16 protein-coding genes are annotated in these 19657 nt (G+C 61.8%); 14 read left to right on the forward strand and 2 right to left on the reverse strand.

The genetic code is table 11. From position 1 onward, the window contains the following. Nucleotides 1-84: 84 nt before the first annotated feature. Entirely contained in the window at nucleotides 85-1413 is a 1329-nt protein-coding gene (locus EK373_RS23230) for a dicarboxylate/amino acid:cation symporter (RefSeq protein WP_129646423.1), read from the forward strand. On the opposite strand, the gene EK373_RS23235 is transcribed toward EK373_RS23230, so the two are convergent. Beyond that, nucleotides 1397-2284, reverse strand: coding sequence for an ABC transporter substrate-binding protein (locus tag EK373_RS23235; RefSeq protein ID WP_157994505.1), 888 nt, complete (start codon nucleotides 2282-2284; stop codon nucleotides 1397-1399). The two genes, EK373_RS23230 and EK373_RS23235, sit on opposite strands and share 17 nt — an antisense overlap. Nucleotides 2285-2528: 244 nt before the next feature. Between EK373_RS23235 and EK373_RS23240 the strand changes: the two genes are divergently transcribed. Genes EK373_RS23240 through EK373_RS23260 form a run of 5 tightly spaced genes read left to right on the forward strand, consistent with a single transcriptional unit; the run spans nucleotide 2529 to nucleotide 8496 of the window. After that, nucleotides 2529-3830 carry a M24 family metallopeptidase gene (locus EK373_RS23240; protein WP_129646426.1) on the forward strand — a complete coding sequence of 434 codons (1302 nt, stop codon included), beginning with the start codon at nucleotides 2529-2531 and terminating at the stop codon, nucleotides 3828-3830. A gap of 16 nt (nucleotides 3831-3846) precedes the next feature. Next, the gene (locus tag EK373_RS23245; protein ID WP_129646428.1) at nucleotides 3847-4869 is read left to right on the forward strand and encodes a thiamine pyrophosphate-dependent dehydrogenase E1 component subunit alpha; all 1023 of its coding nucleotides are present in this window, start codon (nucleotides 3847-3849) and stop codon (nucleotides 4867-4869) included. Beyond that, the gene (locus tag EK373_RS23250; protein ID WP_129646430.1) at nucleotides 4857-5834 is read left to right on the forward strand and encodes an alpha-ketoacid dehydrogenase subunit beta; all 978 of its coding nucleotides are present in this window, start codon (nucleotides 4857-4859) and stop codon (nucleotides 5832-5834) included. The genes EK373_RS23245 and EK373_RS23250 overlap by 13 nt, the downstream gene beginning before the upstream one ends. Beyond that, entirely contained in the window at nucleotides 5827-7272 is a 1446-nt protein-coding gene (locus tag EK373_RS23255; RefSeq protein ID WP_129646432.1) for an NAD-dependent succinate-semialdehyde dehydrogenase, read from the forward strand. Before EK373_RS23250 ends, EK373_RS23255 begins: the two co-directional genes overlap by 8 nt. A 6-nt stretch (nucleotides 7273-7278) precedes the next feature. Then, complete coding sequence (locus tag EK373_RS23260) at nucleotides 7279-8496, forward strand: dihydrolipoamide acetyltransferase family protein (protein WP_129646434.1); 1218 nt, start codon at nucleotides 7279-7281, stop codon at nucleotides 8494-8496. Between the two features lie 14 nt (nucleotides 8497-8510). Here the strand turns inward: EK373_RS23260 and EK373_RS23265 are convergent, their stop codons facing one another. Then, entirely contained in the window at nucleotides 8511-9536 is a 1026-nt protein-coding gene (locus EK373_RS23265) for a LacI family DNA-binding transcriptional regulator (protein ID WP_129646436.1), read from the reverse strand. Between the two features lie 162 nt (nucleotides 9537-9698). Between EK373_RS23265 and EK373_RS23270 the strand changes: the two genes are divergently transcribed. From EK373_RS23270 to EK373_RS23305, 8 genes are all read left to right on the forward strand, one after another. Then, nucleotides 9699-10634, forward strand: a complete 936-nt coding sequence (locus EK373_RS23270) for an NAD(P)-dependent oxidoreductase (RefSeq protein ID WP_129646438.1) — start codon at nucleotides 9699-9701, stop codon at nucleotides 10632-10634. A gap of 139 nt (nucleotides 10635-10773) precedes the next feature. Continuing rightward, a complete protein-coding gene (locus tag EK373_RS34060; RefSeq protein ID WP_129646440.1) occupies nucleotides 10774-13647 on the forward strand; it encodes a TonB-dependent receptor domain-containing protein in 2874 nt (957 codons plus the stop codon). A gap of 101 nt (nucleotides 13648-13748) precedes the next feature. Continuing rightward, on the forward strand, nucleotides 13749-14621 hold the full coding sequence (locus tag EK373_RS23280; protein WP_129646442.1) for an alpha/beta fold hydrolase: 873 nt from the start codon (nucleotides 13749-13751) through the stop codon (nucleotides 14619-14621). Between the two features lie 81 nt (nucleotides 14622-14702). Next, on the forward strand, nucleotides 14703-15560 hold the full coding sequence (locus EK373_RS23285; protein WP_129646444.1) for a fumarylacetoacetate hydrolase family protein: 858 nt from the start codon (nucleotides 14703-14705) through the stop codon (nucleotides 15558-15560). Continuing rightward, nucleotides 15557-16339 carry an SDR family NAD(P)-dependent oxidoreductase gene (locus EK373_RS23290; RefSeq protein WP_129646446.1) on the forward strand — a complete coding sequence of 261 codons (783 nt, stop codon included), beginning with the start codon at nucleotides 15557-15559 and terminating at the stop codon, nucleotides 16337-16339. The genes EK373_RS23285 and EK373_RS23290 overlap by 4 nt, the downstream gene beginning before the upstream one ends. Nucleotides 16340-16348: 9 nt before the next feature. Beyond that, nucleotides 16349-17413, forward strand: a complete 1065-nt coding sequence (locus tag EK373_RS23295; protein WP_129646448.1) for a sugar phosphate isomerase/epimerase family protein — start codon at nucleotides 16349-16351, stop codon at nucleotides 17411-17413. Then, on the forward strand, nucleotides 17406-18557 hold the full coding sequence (locus EK373_RS23300; protein ID WP_198683579.1) for a Gfo/Idh/MocA family protein: 1152 nt from the start codon (nucleotides 17406-17408) through the stop codon (nucleotides 18555-18557). Before EK373_RS23295 ends, EK373_RS23300 begins: the two co-directional genes overlap by 8 nt. A 29-nt stretch (nucleotides 18558-18586) precedes the next feature. Further along, nucleotides 18587-19621: an AraC family transcriptional regulator gene (locus EK373_RS23305; RefSeq protein WP_198683580.1), complete on the forward strand. Its 1035-nt coding sequence runs from the start codon at nucleotides 18587-18589 to the stop codon at nucleotides 19619-19621. Nucleotides 19622-19657 lie beyond the last annotated feature (36 nt).

Below are 19657 nucleotides of genomic sequence, written 5' to 3' on the forward strand. Positions count from 1 at the left end.
GTAACGCACACGTTTGCATTCCGCCAGATGGGCGGGGTAATGTGAGATGTCGGCGTTCAAGATTTGTCGGGGGAGCAGAAATACATGAATTCCGTGAGTGCCGTGGCGAATAACACGCAAGCCGGCCAGCCGTTCTATCGGATCGGCTACGTGCAGGTGCTGATCGGGATATTCGTCGGCGCGCTCCTGGGCCATCTATGGCCGCATTTCGCGGTCGAGCTCAAGCCGCTCGGCGACGGCTTCATCCGGCTCATCAAGATGACCATTCCCGCGGTGATTTTTTGCACCGTGGTGTCCGGCATCGTCGGCATGAAGGATGTGAAGAAGGTGGGCCGAGTCGGGGTGCGCTCCATCCTGTATTTCGAAGTGGTGTCGACGCTTGCGTTGCTGATCGGATTGGCGGTGGCGAACTGGGTGCGCCCCGGCGAGGGAATGAACGTGGACGCGGCAACGCTGGACGCCTCGGCAGTCGTTGCCTTTGCCGGCGAAGCCAAGCAACAAAGTGTCGTGCAGTTCCTGCTGGACATCATTCCTACCACGCTGCTGAGCGCGTTCTCGGACGGAAACGTCCTGCAGGTGGTGCTGGTCGCGTTGCTGTTCGGCTTCGTGCTGTCCGCCATGGGCGAAAGGGCGCGGCCACTATCGATGCTGATCGATTCGGTGAGCGTGGCGGTCTTCGACATCATTCGGCTGGTGCTGAAGCTCGCACCGCTTGGCGCTTGTGGAGCGATTGCTTTCACGGTCGGACGATATGGGCTCGCCTCGCTCGGTCCGCTGTTGAAGCTGGTGGCGACGTTTTACTTCACGGCCGCCGTCTTCATCGCGTTGGTGCTCGGTGTGATCGCGCGTCTTGCCGGATTCAGCATCCTGAAGCTGCTCGCCTACATACGCGAGGAAATCGTGCTGGTGTTCGCGACCAGTTCATCGGACGCGGCTCTGCCGCCGTTGATGAAGAAAATGGAGCAGCTGGGTTGCTCCAAGTCGCTGGTCGGGCTGGTGTTGCCGACGGGTTATACCTTCAACACCGACGGCACCAGCATCTACATGACCATGGCCGCGTTGTTCGTTGCCCAGGCAACCAACGTCGAGCTGTCGTTATCGCAACAGCTGGCCATCCTTGGAGTGGCGATGGTCAGCTCCAAGGGCGCGAGCGGCGTCAGCGGCGCCGCCTTCATCGCACTGGTTGCGACATTGAGCGTCATTCCCGATATTCCAGTGGCCGGCATGGCGCTGCTGCTCGGTATCGAGCGCTTCATGAGCGAGGCTCGCGCGCTGACCAACATGATCGGCAATGCCGTGGCCACCATCGTGATGGCGCGCTGGGAGCGCGAGTTGGATGTGGCCACGCTGCGACAGCGGCTTAACGACGGCAAGCCTTCTCACTCGTCCGAGGACGCTACGGAAGGTAACTGAGATCGACGTACTGTGCGGCATCCATCGGCATGGTCGCTGGATTGCCAAACTGCCGTCGTAGGGTCAGAACAGTCGTCAAACCTGTCTCGCTGACCCGGCCATCGGCGATGAGTGCATCGCTGGCCAGGAGCTGTTCCAGCAATTGCAACATCTCCTGTGGGGTGCCCCCGAGCTCGCGGCTCAGACTCTCAGCCGCGAGCGGTCGGTTCTCGGGGCGAGACAGCCACTCGTGAGCTTCGAGCGTAGCGCGCAGGAAGTCACGAACGAGGGCGGGATTACGCGCAGCCCAGGCTTCGTCGGCTGCGAGCGCGAGGCCCATGTACGGCGGCAGTGCCTGGGCACTGTCCTGCAATATTCGGAAGCCCTTCGCCTGAGCCTGCAAGGCGAACTCTGGCGTCAACATCGTCGCGTCGATTTCACCTCGCTCGAGAGCCGCCCAGCGTGCCTTGGTGGAGCCGCTCTCCGTCAGCCGGACATCGGCCCTGTTCAGTCCCTGCTGCGACAACATGTGATAGAGCACGAAAGCAAAACCGGTACCGGGCGCATCGATGCCAACACGACGATCCCGAAGGTCGTGGATGCTTTCGATATCGGCTCGGCTGACCAGGGCGACGCTGGCGCTCGCGAGCCCCATCACCACGCGCAGGTCATGCTTTGGATCCCGGGCCACCGCGTGTTGATTGGCGCGATAGGCGACGAAGTTGTCGATCAGTGCGGCGCCGAACTGGTACTGGCCACTTACCAGGCCCTGCACGAGCTGTTGCGAACTCGGAGTGGGTGACAAGCGTACATCCAATCCAGCCTTTTCATAAAAGCCATGGTCCACACCGGCGTAGAGCGCGACCGTGGCGGTCGAAGGGAATGCGATCACATCGATTCGTTGGCGCGCCGCGGGCTGCGTGGTGTGCGAGCAACCAAAGGTGATTGAGCATGTAAGTGCGATCGCTAGTACCCGACGTAGCATTGCGCTCTCCTGTGTTGCCGGATGTGCATCGAAGTTGTCGCCAGTGAGCTTGACGACGCAGGGCGATGCTAGCATTATGCACACGTGTGCGTAAATTAACGAACGCGACTTTCCAGTCCGTTCTGGCATTCGAAATGAGAGGGGATGGCGTATGGTGGCGCGCGTTTCGGACAGGCAGATCATCTTGGCCGAGGACATCGATCCGCGCCATGACTGGACACGACCCATTCCCTCGCCGGGTACGATGGCGGTGGACTTCGAGGAGCGAGTCGACTTCCGACGACTGCATCGCTATCGGCTCGGCCGCGCGCGGCAGGCATTGCGCAACTCAGAGCTGGGCGCGCTGCTGGTTTTCGACAACAACAATATCCGTTATCTGACGAGCACCGCGATCGGCGAATGGGCGCGAGACAAGATGTGCCGGTTCGCCGTGCTGGCGGGAGACGGAGAACCGCATCTTTGGGATTTCGGCTCCGCTGCAGCTCATCACCGCATCTATGCGCCGTGGTTACAGCCGATCTGCTGCCACGCCGGCATGGTGGGACTGCGCGGCACCGTACCCCCGGATGCCGGCCTGATTCGGCGCGCCGCCCTCGAAATCAAAGCAGTTCTCGATGAGAACGGTGTCGCGGGCATGCCGCTCGGCGTCGATGTCGTCGAGCCTCCGATGCTATTCGAGTTGCAGCGACTGGGTATCGAAGTCCGCGATGGCCAGCAGACGTTGCTCGATGCGCGGGAGATCAAGAGTCGCGACGAGATCATTCTGCTCAACACCGCCGCCTCCATGGTGGATGGTGTCTATCACATGATTCACGAAGAGCTGAAACCCGGAGTGCGCGAGTCGCAGATCGTCGCGCGCGTGAATCAGATGCTCTACGAGATGGGATCCGACGATGTCGAGGCGGTCAACGCGGTTTCCGGTGAGCGCTGCAGCCCGCACCCGCACAACTTTACCGATCGGCTGATTCGGCCGGGCGATCAGGCCTTTTTCGACATCATCCAGGCCTACATGGGCTACCGGACCTGTTACTACCGGACATTCAATGTCGGGCGAGCGACGTCTGCGCAACGAGATGCTTACACCAAAGCGCGCGAGTGGATGGACGCGGCGATTGCGATGGTGCGTCCGGGTGTGGGCACCGACCAGATTGCAGCCGTGTTTCCGAAGGCCGAGGAATTCGGCTTCCCCAACGAAATGGAAGCGTTCGCGCTGCAATTCGGGCATGGCCTCGGCGTTGCCTTGCATGAGCGCCCCATCATCAGCCGCTTGATCTCCTTCGACCGTCCCCACGAGATCAAGGCCGGCATGGTGTTCGCCCTCGAGACGTACTGCCCGGCCTCCGACGGACACTCTGCAGCGCGCATCGAGGAAGAGCTGGTCGTGACCGACACCGGCTGCCGGGTCATCACATTGTTTCCGGCGCAGGACCTACCCATCGCCAACCAGTACTAACCGAGTACGAGCATCTATGAACACAAAGCACTCACGGATGGCGAGTCCGCCGGACGTCCCCATCGATCCGGCAACGCGCCTGGCGCTGTATCGAAAGATGATGGAGGTCAGAGCGCTCGAGAAGCGCGCCTACGATTTGTTTCTTCAGAATCTCATCAAGGGCACCAGTCACCTGGCGCTGGGGCAGGAAGCGATTGCCGCCGCGTTCGGCGTCGCCATGCGTGAGGATGACTATACGTTCTGCACCTATCGCGGCCATGCGCACACTTTAGTGCGAGGTGCATCGATGACCGGTGTGCTTGGCGAGCTGATGGGACGTGAATGCGGCTTGATGGCCGGCAAGGGCGGCTCCATGCACTTGACCAGCGTGCCGCATGGAGCGATGGGATCCTACGCAATCGTGGGCGCGCACCTGCCGATCGCGGCCGGTGCGGCTTGGTCTGCGCAGTATCGCGGGACGGAGCAGGCGGCCGTATGTTTCTTCGGCGATGGGACCACGAACATCGGCGCATTTCATGAGGCGCTCAATTTCGCGGCGGTCTGGAAGCTGCCGGTGGTGTTTGTGTGCGAGAACAATCTCTACATGGAATACACGCCGATCGGTGCGGTCACGGCAGTCGAGCACCCGGCTGCGGATCGCGCCAGTGCGTACGGCCTGGAACCCCTGATCGTCGACGGCAATGACGTGGAAGCGATGTTCAAGGTGGCGCAGACGACGCTCGCACGCGCACGCGCCGGGCAGGGCCCATCGCTCATCGAAGCGAAGACGTACCGGCACAGCGGTCACTCCCGCGCCGATCCTGCGAAGTATCGGCCAGCCGAAGAAGTGGCGGCATGGATGCGACGCGATCCGATCAAGTTGTATCGCGAGAAGCTATTGCAGCAGGGAGTCGAGGAGGCGGCCATATCCAAAATCGAGGCAAGCGTCGCCGCGGAGGTGGATCAGGCAACAGAAGCTGCCAAGGCATCCTCGGTGCCTGAGGAGTCGATCGCGATGACTGAAGTGTGGGCTAATGGGGATTGGTCATGGCGGAACTAACCTATAGAGATGCAGTGGCGGCGGCGATCGCGCAAGAAATGGCGCGCGATCCCAGCGTTGTGTTCCTGGGAGAAGACATTGCCGCAGCCGGCGGCGTGTTCAAGGCCACGGTGGGTTTGCTCGATCGCTTCGGGCCAACGCGCGTTCGCGACACCCCGATTTCAGAGCAGGCGCTGATCGGGGCAGCCATGGGCGCGGCAATGACGGGGCTCAAACCGATTGCCGAAATCATGTTCTCGGATTTCCTCGCGGTTTGCTGGGACATCATCGCGAATCAAATCGCCAAGACACGCTACATGACCAACGGACAGGTGACGATGCCGCTGGTCATTCGCACGGCCAACGGCGCCGGCTCGCGCTTCGGTGCTCAACACTCGCAGAGCCTGGAGAACTGGGCGATGACCGTACCGGGATTGAAGGTAGTGGCGCCCGCCACTCCGGCCGATGTCGTCGGCCTGATGGCAGCGGCGGTTCGCGACCCGGATCCAGTGCTGTTTTTCGAGCACAAATCCCTGTACGCGACCAAAGGCCCGGTGCCCGAAGGCGAGTGGGTGGATCAGCTGGGCAAAGCCAAAGTCCTGCGCATCGGTGACGATGTGACGATCGTCGCTCTCGCCGCGATGGTCCCAAAGGCGCTCGCCGCGGCTGACCGGTTGGCCGAGCAACACGGCGTCACCGCGACCGTCGTGGATGTTCGCTCGCTGGTGCCCTTGGACACCCAGACCATCCTTCGCGAGGTCGCCCGGACCGGACGCCTGGTCACGGTCGAGGAGAATCCCAGGCTGTGCGGCTGGGGTGCGGAGATCGCATCCATCGCCTCGCAAGAGCTCTTCTACGATCTCGACGGCCCCATTCTGCGAGTCACCACGCCGCATGTGCCGCTGCCGGCGGCGGACAACCTCGAAGATCATGTAATTCCATCGGTCGAGCGCATCGTGCGCGAGGTGCTGCAGGCTTATGACTGAGATCCATCCGTTCGAAACCCGATTGCATATCGACGGGGAATGGCGTGCGGCCAGCGATGGCCGTACATTGGATGTGTTCGATCCGTCGAGCCGACGCGTGCTGGCCACGGTTGCAAGCGCGACTGTCAGTGATGCGCTCGATGCGGTGTCCTCAGCCCATGCCGCTCTAACCTCGTGGAGTGCACGAGCTCCGCGTGAGCGCAGCGAGATATTGCGCTCGGCGTTTCAGATCATGGTGTCGCGCCGAGAACAACTGGCGCGGCTCATCGTTCTCGAAAACGGAAAGGCGTGGCGGGATGCGCTGTCCGAAGTGGATTATGCGGCCGAGTTCTTCCGGTGGTACGCCGAGGAGGCGGTGCGAGCCATCGGAGAAATTTCCCGCGCTCCGGGCGGTGGTAATCGAATCATCGTTTCGTTACAGCCCGTGGGTGTGTCGCTGTTGGTTACTCCATGGAATTTTCCTGCGGCCATGGCGACGCGCAAGATCGGTCCTGCGCTCGCAGCGGGATGCAGTGTGATCTTGAAACCCGCATCGGATACGCCGCTGACAGCACTCGCGATTGCGCAGATCCTGGCGGAGGCGGGCGTTCCCAGAGGTGTGGTGAACGTCATCCCTTCGGCAACGTCCGGCAAGGTTTGCGGCGCGCTGCTGAACGATGCGCGCGTACGCAAACTGTCCTTCACCGGTTCGACGGAGGTGGGGCGACTGCTGCTGGCGCAGGCAGCCGCTAACGTCGTGAACTGCTCGATGGAATTGGGCGGCAACGCACCTTTCATCGTGCTCGATGATGCCGATCTGGATGCAGCGGTGCGCGGCGCGATGATTGCCAAGATGCGCAATGGCGGGCAGGCATGCACGGCCGCGAATCGTTTCTACGTGCACCGATCTGTGCTGGCGGAGTTTTCCGAGCGAATGATCGGTGCGATGGGCCAGCTGAAAATGGGCAGCGGACTCGATCCAGCGATGGAGCTGGGACCGCTCATCAATGCGTCGGCTTGCGATCGCGTCCAACAACTCGTCGACGATGCGGTTGGCAGCGGTGCGCGGCTGTTGTTGGGCGGCAAGCGGCAGAGCGAGCCAGGTTGTTTCTATCCCCCGACGGTGCTCGATCACGTGCCGCACGACGCGCGTATCGTCCAGGAAGAGATCTTCGGTCCGGTGGCGCCGATTCTGAGCTTCGAGCACGAGGATGAAGCGATCGAACTGGCCAACGACACTCAGTACGGACTCGTTTCTTATCTATACACACGCGACCTGCGGCGTGGCTTGCGTCTTTCGGAGCGGCTGGAAAGCGGCATGGTGGGTCTGAACCGGGGTCTGGTATCCGACCCGGGCGCGCCCTTCGGCGGCATGAAGCAAAGCGGCATCGGGCGGGAAGGCGCTCACGATGGCTTGCTCGAGTTCTGCGAGAAGAAATACATCGCGGTGGAGTACTGAGCGCGCATGAAGATTCTAATGCCTCAACTCGGCGAGACTGTCACCGAAGGAACCATCGTGGCCTGGCACCGACGCGACGGCGATGCGGTTGCGGCGGACGATGTGCTGTTCGAAATAGAGACAGACAAGGTGGCGACCGAAGTTCCCTCGCCCACCGCAGGCGTGCTGCGGATCCTGGTGCCCGCGGGAGAAACAGTCGCGGTGGGAGTTGCGTTAGCGGAAATCGAGGAGCAGGGCGCGAAGGCCAGCGCGCCGCAAGACAATATGTCGACTCCCTCAGCGGCCGCCGCAACTCCCGCCGGATTGGCACTCAACGCACAAGGCGAGAACACGCCCAAGGCGCGCCGATGGAGCAGCCTTCCGAAGCGCGATTCGCATGGCCGGCCATTGTCCCCGGCGGTGCGTCGTATCGTGCGAGAGCAGCGCATCGACACGACCGGGATTGCTGGCACCGGCCGCGATGGGCGAGTGAGGAAGCGCGACTTGCTCACGACCGGCGCCTCGGTACCCACCAGTCACGTCGTTCCGTTCAATCGCCTGCGCAAGCGAACAGCGGAACACATGGTGATGTCAAAAGCCCGTAGCCCGCACGTCTTACAGGCTATCGAAGTTGACTTTCAGCAAGTGGCGGCAGCTCGCGAATCGGCTCAGGCAAGCTGGCGCGCACGTCGCGGCCAAGGGCTCAGCTTCCTGCCGTTCTTGGCGTATGCCGTGTGTCGTGCGATCAAGGAATTTCCAATCATCAACGCCAGCGTCGAGGGAGAATCGCTGCATGTTCACCCTCACGTGAACCTGGCGATCGCCGTGGATCTTGCGTTCGAAGGCTTGCTTGCGCCGGTCATCCATCGCGCCGACGCCCTCAGCGTCGGCGAATTGGCAGTGCGTCTGCTCGATCTGACCAGTAGGGCGCGCAATGGGAAGTTGAATCCGGACGACATGAAGGGCGGCACATATACGCTGTCCAACTCCGGCACGTTCGGCACGTTGATTACCGCGCCGATCATCAATCAGCCGCAGGTTGCAATTCTGTCGATGGACGGAATACGCAAGCGTCCGGTCGTGATCGAGAGCGCCGCTGGCGACGCCATTGCGATTCGCCCAGTGGGAATCCTTGCGCAATCCTTCGACCATCGGGCGATGGACGGCGCGTACTCCGCCGCCTATCTGGCGGCATTGAAACGGACCATCGAAACCACGGATTGGTCAAAAGCTCTGGCGGTGTGAGCCGGGGTATCGTCTCACCTACTCAGCTTGGCAGTGGATCCTCGCACCACGAGTGCCGGATCCAGATGCAGGGAGCCGGCCTTCGTATCAGCGTCACGCATCCGGCGCAGCAGCAGTTGCGCCGCTTGCGCGCCCATTTCCTCATGCGGGATATGCAGCGTGGTCAGCGGGGGCGTGAAGCGGTCCGCGAAGGGCATATCGTTGTAGCCGGTGACGGAGATGTCGCCGGGACACTTGAGGTTCGCCTCGGCGAGCGCGTCGTAACAGCCTAGAGCCAGCATGTCGTTCGCGGCCACCACCGCTGTGAACGCACGCTTGCTCTGCAATATCAGGCGTAATGCGTCGCGGCCCGCCCCGATTGTGAACGACGGCGCGTCGGCAATGAGCTTCGGATCGGCCTTCAGCCGATATTCCTCTACCGCGGCGAGAAATCCTTGCCGACGGTCCCGTCCGGTAGAAGTGTTCGACGGCCCGCCCACATAAGCGATCTTCCGGTGCCCGAGGTGCAGCAGATGCTCGACCGCAAGGCGGATTCCGTACAGGTCGTTGGTCACAACGCTGGGGATGCTTTCATCGGCGACCGTGCGATTCACCAGCACGATTGGCGTCTTGTGCTCACGGCACTCGGCAATGATCTCATCGTTCAGCAGCGCGGTGGCGAGAATGAGCCCGTCCACCTGCCGGCTTCGAAGTGAGGCGAGGATCGTGCGTTCCATATCCCGACTGTTGTCCGAGTCGGTCAGCATCGTCACGTAACCCTCTTTGGCGAGCACGCGCTCCACTGCGCGTACCACCGGAGGGAAGACCGGGTTGGTGAGGTCCGGCACAACCACTCCCACCGTGTACGAATGCTGAGTTTTCAACCCCGCGGCGAGCGGGTTACGGCGGTAGTTCAGAGCTTCAGCGATTGCGAGGATGCGATCAGCCATCTCCTCGGAAACCATGCTGCGCGTTTTCGGATTCAGAACTCGCGAGACCGTCGAGTGGTGAACTCCGGCGCGTTTCGCGATCTGTTTGATCCCTGGCGGCGATTTTCTCATGGGGCGTGAGATTAGGCGAAGCTTACGGGCGCCTCAACAACAGTTCTCGAGTGGCCGCTCTCAACAAATGCTTGCGGCACCGGAAATTCTGAGTATAGTTAATGCACACGTGTGCATTCGTGGGCGAATGCCAAATAAGGTGCGTTGACGGGAGCGTTGTGAATGACCACTCAGGATCTGCCGCGAATGACTATCGGATGGATCGGCACGGGCCGCATGGGCTTTGCCATGGCCGCGCGGTTGCTGCGCGCAGGATGCAGCGTGCAGGTATTCAACCGGACACGCAGCAAAGCGGAGCCGCTAGCCGCGCTTGGTGCAAAGATCGTCGATACACCGGCTGACCTCGCCGGTTGTGATGTGGTATTCACGATGGTTTCGACCTCGGATGATTTGTGGGAGGTCGTGGCCGGCTCGCGCGGTCTGTTGAGCGGGCAACGCGCGCCCAAGATCCTCGTCGACTGCTCGAGCGTCTCGGAAGAAATGTCCGTCAAGGTGCGCGCAGCTGCGCTCGAACGTGGCGCGCAGATGCTGGCGGCGCCGGTCAGTGGCAACGCCAAAGTCGTCGAGGCCGGCAAACTCACGGTCGTGGTGTCCGGTCCAAGCGCTACATATGAGACGGTTCGGCCGTTCCTGCAACGATTGGGCGTAGGCGTCAGCTACGTCGGCGAGGGTGAGCGCGCCCGCATCGTGAAGATCTGTCACAACCTGTTGCTGGGCACGGTCATCCAGACATTGGCCGAGATCACAGTGCTCGCGCAGAAGGCTGGAATCACACGACACGCCTTTCTCGACTTCATCAACAGCAGCGTCATGGGATCGACTTTCACGCGCTACAAAACTCCGGCGCTCGTGCACCTCGAATTCAAGCCTACCTTCACGCTACCGCTGCTGCGCAAGGATCTCGATCTGGGCTTGAAGGCAGGCGAGAAATTCGGCGTGACGCTGCCGCTCGTGCAACTTACCAGAGACGTGGTCCAAAGCGCGATCGAGCGGGGAGACGTCGAACGAGATTTCGCCGTGCTCCTGCTCCATGCGGCGAGCGGTGCGGGACTGTCCTTACAGCCAGAAACCGACGCCGTCGACGATGGTTTGCATTGACGTGAGTCGAGATGAACGCGCCGGCGTGTAAATGCCTGCGTGGCCTACGAGTCCGGAGAGATACGCTGACGATTCGATGAAGAGTTCGAGCACTGGTTTCCGCGGTTAGCGCCGCTATTTTGACAACATGGGGAGAGACATGCGTATTCGAGCAATATCACTGAGCCTGCTAGCCCTGAGCACGGGCGCGCAGGAGCTTCATGCGGCGCAATCGGATTCGCCTGCTTCGACCAACGTAGGACCGGCCGACACGGAAATCGAAACGGTCATCGTCACCACCGGCCGGCTGGTCACCAATCCGAACCTCGAGCAGTCGAGTCCGGTGGGCGTCATTGGCGCCGACGAGATCCAACTGAAGCAGGTGAACAGCGCGGAACAGTTTCTGCGCGAAGTTCCCGGAGTGGTCGGCAACGTCGGTTCCAATACCGGCAACGGCCAGCGCGGCGCCGCCTTCGTCAACTTGCGTGGCCTCGGTGTCAATCGCAACATCGCAATGCTGAACAGCGCGCGCCTGACCCCGGTGGGTCTGGACGGGCAGGCCGACTTGAACAACATTCCGTTGGCGCTGATCGAGCGCGTCGACGTGCTTACCGGCGGCGCCTCCACCACGTATGGCGCGGATGCCGTCTCCGGCGTCATCAACTTCATCACGAGGAAGGATTTCTCCGGCGCCCAATTCGATGTTTCTGACAGCAGAACCGAGCGCGGCGACGGCGACCACTTCCGCGTCGACGCCACTTTCGGCGCGAACCTCGATGACGACCGGGGCAACGCGACGCTGAGTATCGGCTATCAGAATGCCGATCCGGTGTATCAAGGGGAGCGCCCTTTCGGCGAGTACGCGTTGTCGTATCTCAATGGCCAGCCGCTGTTGTCCGGCACCACCGTGCCGACCCGCTTTTCGCTTGGCGCGAGCTCCTACCAGATCGATCCTCAGACCGGCGGCTTCCCGGCGACCACTAGTTTCACCGGCTTCAACTTCAACGAGCAGGACCTGTATCAGGTGCCCTACGAGCGGTTCAACCTGTTCGGTCAAGCGCACTACGAAGTTGCGGACGGCATCGAGCTTTATGGTGAGGGAATGTTCGTTCGCAACCAGATCTCGCAGCTCAACGCACCGGGTGGAACCTTCGGTCAGTCGTTCGAGATCAGTTACAGCAATCCGTTCCTGCCAGCGCTGGCTCGCTCGCAGTTCTGTGCGGCGAACGGACTGAGCGTAGCGGACTGCGATGCGGCGGCAGCCACCACCGATCCATTTGACCCTGCGTATCGTACGTTCAGGACCAGCGTCAATCGCCGCTTCGTCGAGTCGGGCCTGCGCGAGAAGGAGTTCAAGACAACGATGTTCCAGTTCAGGGCCGGCGTTCGCGGATCCATCACCGAGCACATCAACTTCGATCTGTTCGGTACCTACGGCGAAAGCGATCAGCAGACGCGCTCGACCGGACAGGGTCTGTATTCGCGCTTCGTCAACGCGCTCGACGCGGTCAGCACGACGGAGTGCCGAGTCGGCGGCAACTGTGTGCCGATCAACTTGTTTGGCGCGGCCGGCAGTATCACGCCGGAGATGAGCGACTACTTCAACACTGCAACGACCGTTGGGACGTTAACTTCTCTGTCGACCCTTCGCGGCGTCATCTCGGCGGACCTCGGGATTTCCTCCCCGTGGGCATCCAACCAGCTCAGTGGCGCCGTCGGTGGCGAGTATCGCGACTATCAGGCTGCCAATCGTTCCGACCTGGCTTCGCAAACGCCAGGCGAAGTCCTCGGCGCCGCCGCGGTCATCGATTCCACCGGCAGCTACAACGTGACCGAAGGCTTTGTCGAGTTGATCGCTCCGATTATCGAAGACAAGCCGTTCATCAAGAGCTTGACGGCCGAGCTCGGCGGGCGAGTTTCGGAGTACTCCACGGCCGGCACAAACAACACCTGGAAGGCCGGCGGCACCTGGGCGCCGGTGGATAGCCTGCGGTTCCGCGGTACGTTCCAGCATGGCGCCAGAGCGCCGAGTGTTGGGGAATTGTTTGCTCCGCGCACGGGCGCTCTCGCTAATCTGGCTACTGATCCGTGCGCCGGAGTCGCGCCCACATTGAATGCAAACCTGCGCGCGGTGTGTCTCGCGCAAGGCGCACCTGTTGCCAGCATCGGCGTGATTCCGCAGCCGCCAAGCGGCCTGGTCAACGTGGTGGCCGGCGGCAATCCCGAGCTGAAAGTGGAGACGTCTGATAGCTACACCATCGGCGTGGTATTCCAACCGGAGTTCTTGCCCAACCTGGCTATCACTCTTGACTACTACAATATCGAAGTGACGGATGCGATCAGCGCGCCGACCACTGCGGATGCGATCCTGGCCTGTTTCGGCGCTGACCCGCTGAATCCGTCGGCGGCCGCAGCGACCAATCCGGCATGCACAGCAGTGCGCCGTAACGTGCTGACCGGCGAGTTGACCGGCTCGTTCTCCGAAGTTGGTGGCTTTCCGTTGCCGCTCGCCAACCTCGGCCGCCTGCTCACCGACGGTATCGACTTCTCGGTGGACTACCGTCATGAACTGAGCTTCGGAGAGCTGTCCTTCGCCCTAGATGGAAACTGGACGAATCGCGCCGTTTCTCAGCTGACACCCACCTCGGACTCGCATGACTGCGTTTCCAGGTACGGCAACAACTGCTTGTCGATCCAACCGGAGACAAGCTGGAATCAACGCACGACACTGACTGTCGGCCGATACGACGTTTCGCTGTTGTGGCGACACATCGGCGGCTCGAAGGTGGAAGAGGGCACGACGATCTACGCGCCTTACGCCAAGATCGACGCGCAGGACTACTTCGACCTGACCACCCGCGTCGAGCTGATCGACCAATTGTCGCTCACCTTGACCATCACCAACGTGTTGGACGAGGACCCGCCGATCGTTGGCTCGGGACTGGGTCTCGGCTTCAACAGCGGTAACACCTATCCGTCAACTTATGACGTGCTGGGCCGTCGCTACACGATAGGCGCCCGGTACAAATTCTAACAGGCCCCCTGCTGACCGTGCGGGTGCGCAAGGAAACGCGCATCCGCACGTGTTCAGCGTGCTTCCGCCACGGATGGCGCTTTTTGCAATCAATGTGACTTATGCAGATCTCACAGTTTCAGCATCGAACCAGGAGTGGTCGCGCTACAAACGAGGGCGATGACCTGTTCTACGAGGTGCGTGGCGACGGACCGCCGCTGCTGATGATTTGCGGTGGTGGTGGCGACTCGTGGTGGTACTACCCGCTGGCTGACCTCCTCGCCCGGCACTACAGAGTGATCACATACGACCGGCGAGCGAACGCGCGGAGCACCAGTAAAGCGCCGCTGAATTTCGAGATTAGTCAACAGAGCCGGGATGCCCTGGCCGTGCTGCGGGCGGCCGGCGAGAACCGCGCCGTCGTGTTCGGCAGCAGCAGTGGCGCCATCATTGGTCTGGATCTCGCAAAACGATATCCGGAAGCGGTGCGGTTGCTGGTAGCTCACGAGCCGCCCCTGCTGGCGTTGCTCAAGAATGCCGCCCGATGGCGCAGGTCTATTGCCAGCGTATACAAGACGTCACTTAAGTTCGGCACGACAGCGGCTGCCCTGCGGTTCGCGCTGCTCGCGGGCTTGCCCATAGGACAGATGGCTCAGGCCGCGAAGCTGGCAGATGCATTCAAGAAGGAGCACTCAGCAGCGTATGTAAGCGCCGAGCGCAATGCCGAGGTGTCCATGGAAGTCGAGCTGCTGCCAGTGGTCAATTACATTCCAGACATCGCCGCACTCAAAGAGAGTGAGGTGCGAGTGGTGGTGGCAGTCGGCGAGGAGTCGCTGCGCAAGAAACGGTTCTACGCTGAAGCATCCCAGGCGCTAGCGGCGCAACTGGGCGCCAGCCTGGTGCCATTTCCGGGCAATCATCTTTCGTTCTTCCACATGGCGAACGAATGGGCAGCGACATTGCATCGCGTGCTGCTGGCAAGCGAGGCGCGGTGAGCACGCGAGCGGTGCGTAAGCTTGGAAGTAAGAGACAAATGATCATGGCCATTTGGCTGAGCAGGCGGGGTTGAGCAGACAATGCGATTCTTTCGATACGGCGAGCCAGGACAAGAGCGGGCGGGCATGGTCGACCGTCAGGGTCGATATCGCGACCTGCATGGTTTGATCGGCGATTTCACCGCGGCTCATCTGGCCGGCAACTTCACTTCCTTTCGTGCGATCGACCCTGATCGGCTGCCCTTGCTCGATGAGCTGGTTCGCATTGCGCCGCCCGTTGCGCGCGTCGGCAAACTGATCTGCGTCGGCCTCAACTACGTGGACCACGCAAGAGAGGCCGGTATGGACATTCCCTCCGAGCCGGTGGTCTTCATGAAAGCGACATCCTCGATCTGCGGGCCTTGTGACGATGTGCTGCTGCCGCCCGGCTCGGTCAAGAGTGACTGGGAAGTGGAACTGGGTGTGATCATCGGCAGGCCTGCGCATTACGTCCACGCCAAAGATGCCATGAAGCACGTGGCAGGATTGTGCGTCATCAACGATGTGTCCGAGCGTTCATATCAGCTCGAGCGCGGCGGGCAATGGGACAAGGGCAAAGGCTGCGATACGTTTGCACCGCTCGGGCCGTTGCTGGTGACTCCGGATGAGATTCCCGACGTGAGCAATCTCGAGTTATGGTGCGACGTGAACGGCAAGCGCATGCAGGCAGGCAATACCCGCAACATGATCTTCGATGTGCCGTTCCTCGTGCACTACATCAGCCAGTTCATGAGCCTGCAGCCCGGCGACATCATCAGCACCGGCACGCCTCCGGGCGTTGGCATGGGACAGAAGCCGCCCCTTGCATTGAAGCCGGGCGACGAGATAGCGCTCGGCATCCAGGGTTTGGGCGAGCAGCGTCAGCGCGTTTACCAGGTTTTGCAGAGGAATGAAGCGTGAGCGAGCCACGACGCCGTCTCGCAGTCGTCACCGGTGGCAGCACGGGGATCGGTCGTGCTTGCGTCAACGCACTGGCCAGCGCGGGTTGGAACGTCGCATTCAGCTACTTCCGCAGTCCAGCTGAGGCCGAGCAAACAGCCGCCAGCGCACGGGTCGCCGGTGCGGACGTCCTTGCGCTGCGTTGTGACGTTGGCGTGAAGGCCGAAGTCGATGAGTTCTACGAGCAAGTCGATCTCTGGCACGGCGCCCCGGACTTGCTGGTCAACAACGCCGGGATTCAGACGTGGGCGTCGTTGCTCGAATTGGAGGAGGCGAGCTGGGACCGCGTGATCCGCACCAACCTGAAAGGTTGTTTCCTCAACACGCAGACCGCGGCGCGTCGCATGGTTGCGGCAGGCAAGGGCGGGGCGGTGGTGAACATCGGCTCGGGCTGCAACAAACTGGCGTTCCCAAAACTGGTCGACTACACGGCGTCCAAGGGCGGGATCGAGCAACTCACCAAGGTTGCCGCAGTCGAGCTCGGGCCTCATGGCATCCGAGTGAACTGCGTCGCGCCGGGTGCGATCGAGATCGAGCGCACGCAGGCGGAGGCCGGCGATTATGCGGCGACGTGGTCCGCGATCACGCCAATGCGCAGAGTTGGGCGTCCCGACGACGTTGCCGCGCTAGTGCTCTACCTCGCCTCGCCGGCCGCGGCTTTCATTTCAGGTCAGACGGTGTGGGTAGACGGCGGCGTCTTCTCACAAGCGAACTGGCCGTACGAGCGCAACACGTCTTGAGGGGGTTCGATGAAAACGATCAAAGGTCCGGCGATCTTTCTGGCGCAGTTCGCAGGCGATGCGCCGCCGTTCAACACGCTGGAATCGATCGCCCGTTGGGCGGCGGACTTGGGGTTCGTGGGTCTGCAGATCCCCACCTGGGATGCGCGGCTGTTCGATCTGGCCGCGGCCGCGAACAGCAAGAGCTATTGCGAAGAGATTCAGGGAAAACTGGCGGCGCTGGGACTGGCCGTGACCGAACTGTCGACTCATTTGCAAGGGCAGCTGATCGCGACGCATCCTGCCTACGATCGTGTTTTCGATGCTTTCGCTCCGCCCGCGCAGCACCAAAATCCGGTCGCGCGCCAGGCATGGGCGAACGAGCAACTGCTGCTGGCGGCGAAGGCTTCCAGAAACTTCGGACTCACCGCGCATGCAACTTTCTCCGGCGCGCTTGCGTGGCCGTATATGTATCCCTGGCCGCCGCGGCCTCCGGGGCTGGTGGATGAGGCATTCAAGGAACTGGCGCGACGCTGGCGGCCGATTCTCGACGCGTTCGATGACGCGGGCGTCGACGTGTGCTTCGAAATTCATCCGGGCGAGGATTTGCACGACGGCGTGAGCTTCGAAATGTTTCTGGAGCGCGTCGGCAACCATCGACGCTGCCACATGCTCTACGATCCCAGTCATCTCCTGCTGCAGCACATCGACTATCTCGGGTACATCGATGTCTATCACGAGCGAATCCGAGCTTTCCATGTGAAGGATGCCGAGTTCAACGTTTCACCGCGTCAGGGTGTGTATGGCGGATATCAACCCTGGCTGGCGCGCGCCGCGCGCTTCCGTTCCCTCGGAGACGGTCAAGTCGACTTCGGCGGGATCTTCTCTCGCCTGGCCCGTTATGACTATCCCGGGTGGGCCGTGCTCGAATGGGAGTGTGCGCTCAAGGACGCCGCCGTCGGTGCCGCCGAGGGTGCTAGGTTCATTTCTCAGCACACGATCAAAGTGACCGACAAGGCGTTCGACGACTTCGCCAATTCCAATGTGGATCATGCATTGGTGGGTGACTTGCTGGGGTTGAAGCAACATGCGTAAGCGACTGCGACTGGGCATGGTTGGCGGAGGCCAGGGCGCCTTCATCGGCGCGGTACATCGCATGGCGGCGCGGCTCGACGATCGCTTCGAGCTGGTAGCGGGAGCCTTTTCATCGGATGGCGACCGCGCGCGCGCGAGCGCCGAGGAGCTGCATGTTAGCGATCAGCGTAGCTACGCGGACTATCGCACGATGGCGGAACAAGAGGCACGACGACCGGACCGCATCGACGCAGTAGCCATCGTTACGCCGAATCATTTGCATCATGGGCCTGCGCGCGTCTTCCTCGACGCGGGCATCCACGTGTTCTGTGAGAAGCCCATGACGATCAGCGTGGCGGAAGCGCAGGACCTCGTCGACGCAGCGAAGCGCACCAAGTCGGTCTTTGCTCTCGCGCACACATACAGCGGTTACCCGATGGTGCGTGAGGCTCGCGCGCTCGTCGCCGCCGGCGAGCTTGGACCAATACGGGTCGTGCAGGTCGAATACCCCCAGGAGTGGCTCAGCACCCCGCTCGAGAGCACCGGTCAGAAGCAAGCCGAATGGCGCACCGATCCAGCCCGCAGCGGCGCGGGCGGCTGCGTTGGTGACATCGGCACGCACGCCTTTCATCTCGCCGAGTTCGTAACGGGATTGAGATGTCAGGCCGTGGCTGCCCAGCTGTCCACCTTCGTTCCCGGGCGTAGGCTCGACGATGACGCGCAGATGATGTTGCGGTTCGACGGGGCAGCGCGTGGTCTGCTATGGGCGAGCCAGGTGGCGGCCGGACACGAAAACGGCTTGCGCCTGCGGGTGTATGGCGAGCGCGCCTCGTTGGAATGGATTCAGGAGCATCCGAATCAGTTGCGAATCGCGAAGCTGGGTCAGGCACCGCAGATTGTCTCGCGTGGTGGAGCCGGCGCGGGTCCGGCAGCGGCGCGCGCCACGCGAGTGCCCAGTGGACATCCGGAAGGTTACATCGAAGCTTTCGGCCAGTTGTATCGCGACTTCGCGGCGCTCATCGAGATTTCGCGGGGCGCGCATGGCGAGGCCGACGAGCATCCATTGCCGGGTGCGTTGGACGGATTGCGAGGAATGCGATTCATCGAAGCGGCGATCGCCTCGAGTCGGGCCGACGCTGCCTGGACTTCGATCAATCCGGCGTAGCTGTACTCGAGCAATCGATGAAAGCTTCGATGAAGACATACAATGGCAGGGGCGCGGCGGAAGCGATTGCTGGCACCGCATGGGTGCGGAAGCGAACCGCGACCCGCGAACGCGCGCCTCAGGCATTGGATGCTCGCTTCGAATCTGTCCAAACCGACTCGGAGAGCAGCTTCCGCTGCTTGCACTTTTCCTGCGAAGACCTGTCCGCGGATCACACCTGGCACTATCACCGCGAGTTCGAGTTGACCTGGCTCATCCGTGGGCAGGGCACTCGCTTCGTAGGTGACAGCATCGAACACTTCGGCGCCGGCGACCTGGTGCTAGTCGGCCCGAATCTACCGCATTGCTGGCAGAACGACGTACAGGGCGTCGGCCGCCACTCGGCGGAGCTGATCGTCGTACAGTTTTGCGAAAGCGACCTGGGCGGATTGTTCGACCGGATTCCCGAAACGCGAGCGATAGCTCGGCTGCTGGCCGACGCCGCCAACGGCCTGCATTTCCATGGACCGACGGTAGCGGAGGTCGGCCAGCTGTTGCATGCGATGGTGGCGCAGCGCGGACTGGACCGCCTGTTGCGACTGTTGAATGTTTTTCATCTGCTCTCGAAGTGCCAGGACCGCAAGCAGCTCGCGGCCAGCGACTATCGCCTCAACAATGACATCACGCCGGTGAACCGGCATCGCATCGAAATCGTGCACCGGTATGTGCTCGAAAACCTGGAGCTCGAGATCAGCCAGGCCGAGATCGCCGAGCGTCTCGGCATGCGGGCAGCTTCGTTCAGCCGGTTCTTTCGAGCGGCGACCGGGCAGACGTTCGTCGACTTCGTCAATATTCTGCGCGTCCATAAGGCGTGCCGCCTGCTTGGCGTCCGCACTGCCAGTATCACCGACATCGCCATGGATTGCGGTTACCGCAACATCTCGAACTTCAACCGACGCTTCCGCGCGATAAAGCGCATGAGTCCAAGCGAATATCGTCAACATGCGCTGCAGCTGGGCGAGGGAGCGGTGAAGGATGCAGCTCTCACGTCGATCCCGCGGATCGCTGTGGCCCCTCACGGCTAACGGGTTGCGAGCGCAGGCGGGAAAAAAAGCGCGCTC

The sequence above is a fragment of the Peristeroidobacter agariperforans genome (assembly GCF_004138335.1).
GTDB classification, from domain to species: Bacteria; Pseudomonadota; Gammaproteobacteria; order Steroidobacterales; family Steroidobacteraceae; genus Steroidobacter; species Steroidobacter agariperforans.

Coding starts and splice junctions, on each gene's coding strand:
- EK373_RS23300 (WP_198683579.1), top strand. CDS start 17,406: ATGCGTAAGCGACTGCGACTGGGCATGGTTGGCGGAGGCCAGGGCGCC.
- EK373_RS34060 (WP_129646440.1), top strand. CDS start 10,774: ATGCGTATTCGAGCAATATCACTGAGCCTGCTAGCCCTGAGCACGGGC.
- EK373_RS23295 (WP_129646448.1), top strand. CDS start 16,349: ATGAAAACGATCAAAGGTCCGGCGATCTTTCTGGCGCAGTTCGCAGGC.
- EK373_RS23270 (WP_129646438.1), top strand. CDS start 9,699: ATGACCACTCAGGATCTGCCGCGAATGACTATCGGATGGATCGGCACG.
- EK373_RS23245 (WP_129646428.1), top strand. CDS start 3,847: ATGAACACAAAGCACTCACGGATGGCGAGTCCGCCGGACGTCCCCATC.
- EK373_RS23305 (WP_198683580.1), top strand. CDS start 18,587: ATGAAGACATACAATGGCAGGGGCGCGGCGGAAGCGATTGCTGGCACC.
- EK373_RS23250 (WP_129646430.1), top strand. CDS start 4,857: ATGGCGGAACTAACCTATAGAGATGCAGTGGCGGCGGCGATCGCGCAA.
- EK373_RS23230 (WP_129646423.1), top strand. CDS start 85: ATGAATTCCGTGAGTGCCGTGGCGAATAACACGCAAGCCGGCCAGCCG.
- EK373_RS23265 (WP_129646436.1), bottom strand. CDS start 9,536: ATGAGAAAATCGCCGCCAGGGATCAAACAGATCGCGAAACGCGCCGGA.
- EK373_RS23285 (WP_129646444.1), top strand. CDS start 14,703: ATGCGATTCTTTCGATACGGCGAGCCAGGACAAGAGCGGGCGGGCATG.
- EK373_RS23240 (WP_129646426.1), top strand. CDS start 2,529: ATGGTGGCGCGCGTTTCGGACAGGCAGATCATCTTGGCCGAGGACATC.
- EK373_RS23255 (WP_129646432.1), top strand. CDS start 5,827: ATGACTGAGATCCATCCGTTCGAAACCCGATTGCATATCGACGGGGAA.
- EK373_RS23280 (WP_129646442.1), top strand. CDS start 13,749: ATGCAGATCTCACAGTTTCAGCATCGAACCAGGAGTGGTCGCGCTACA.
- EK373_RS23260 (WP_129646434.1), top strand. CDS start 7,279: ATGAAGATTCTAATGCCTCAACTCGGCGAGACTGTCACCGAAGGAACC.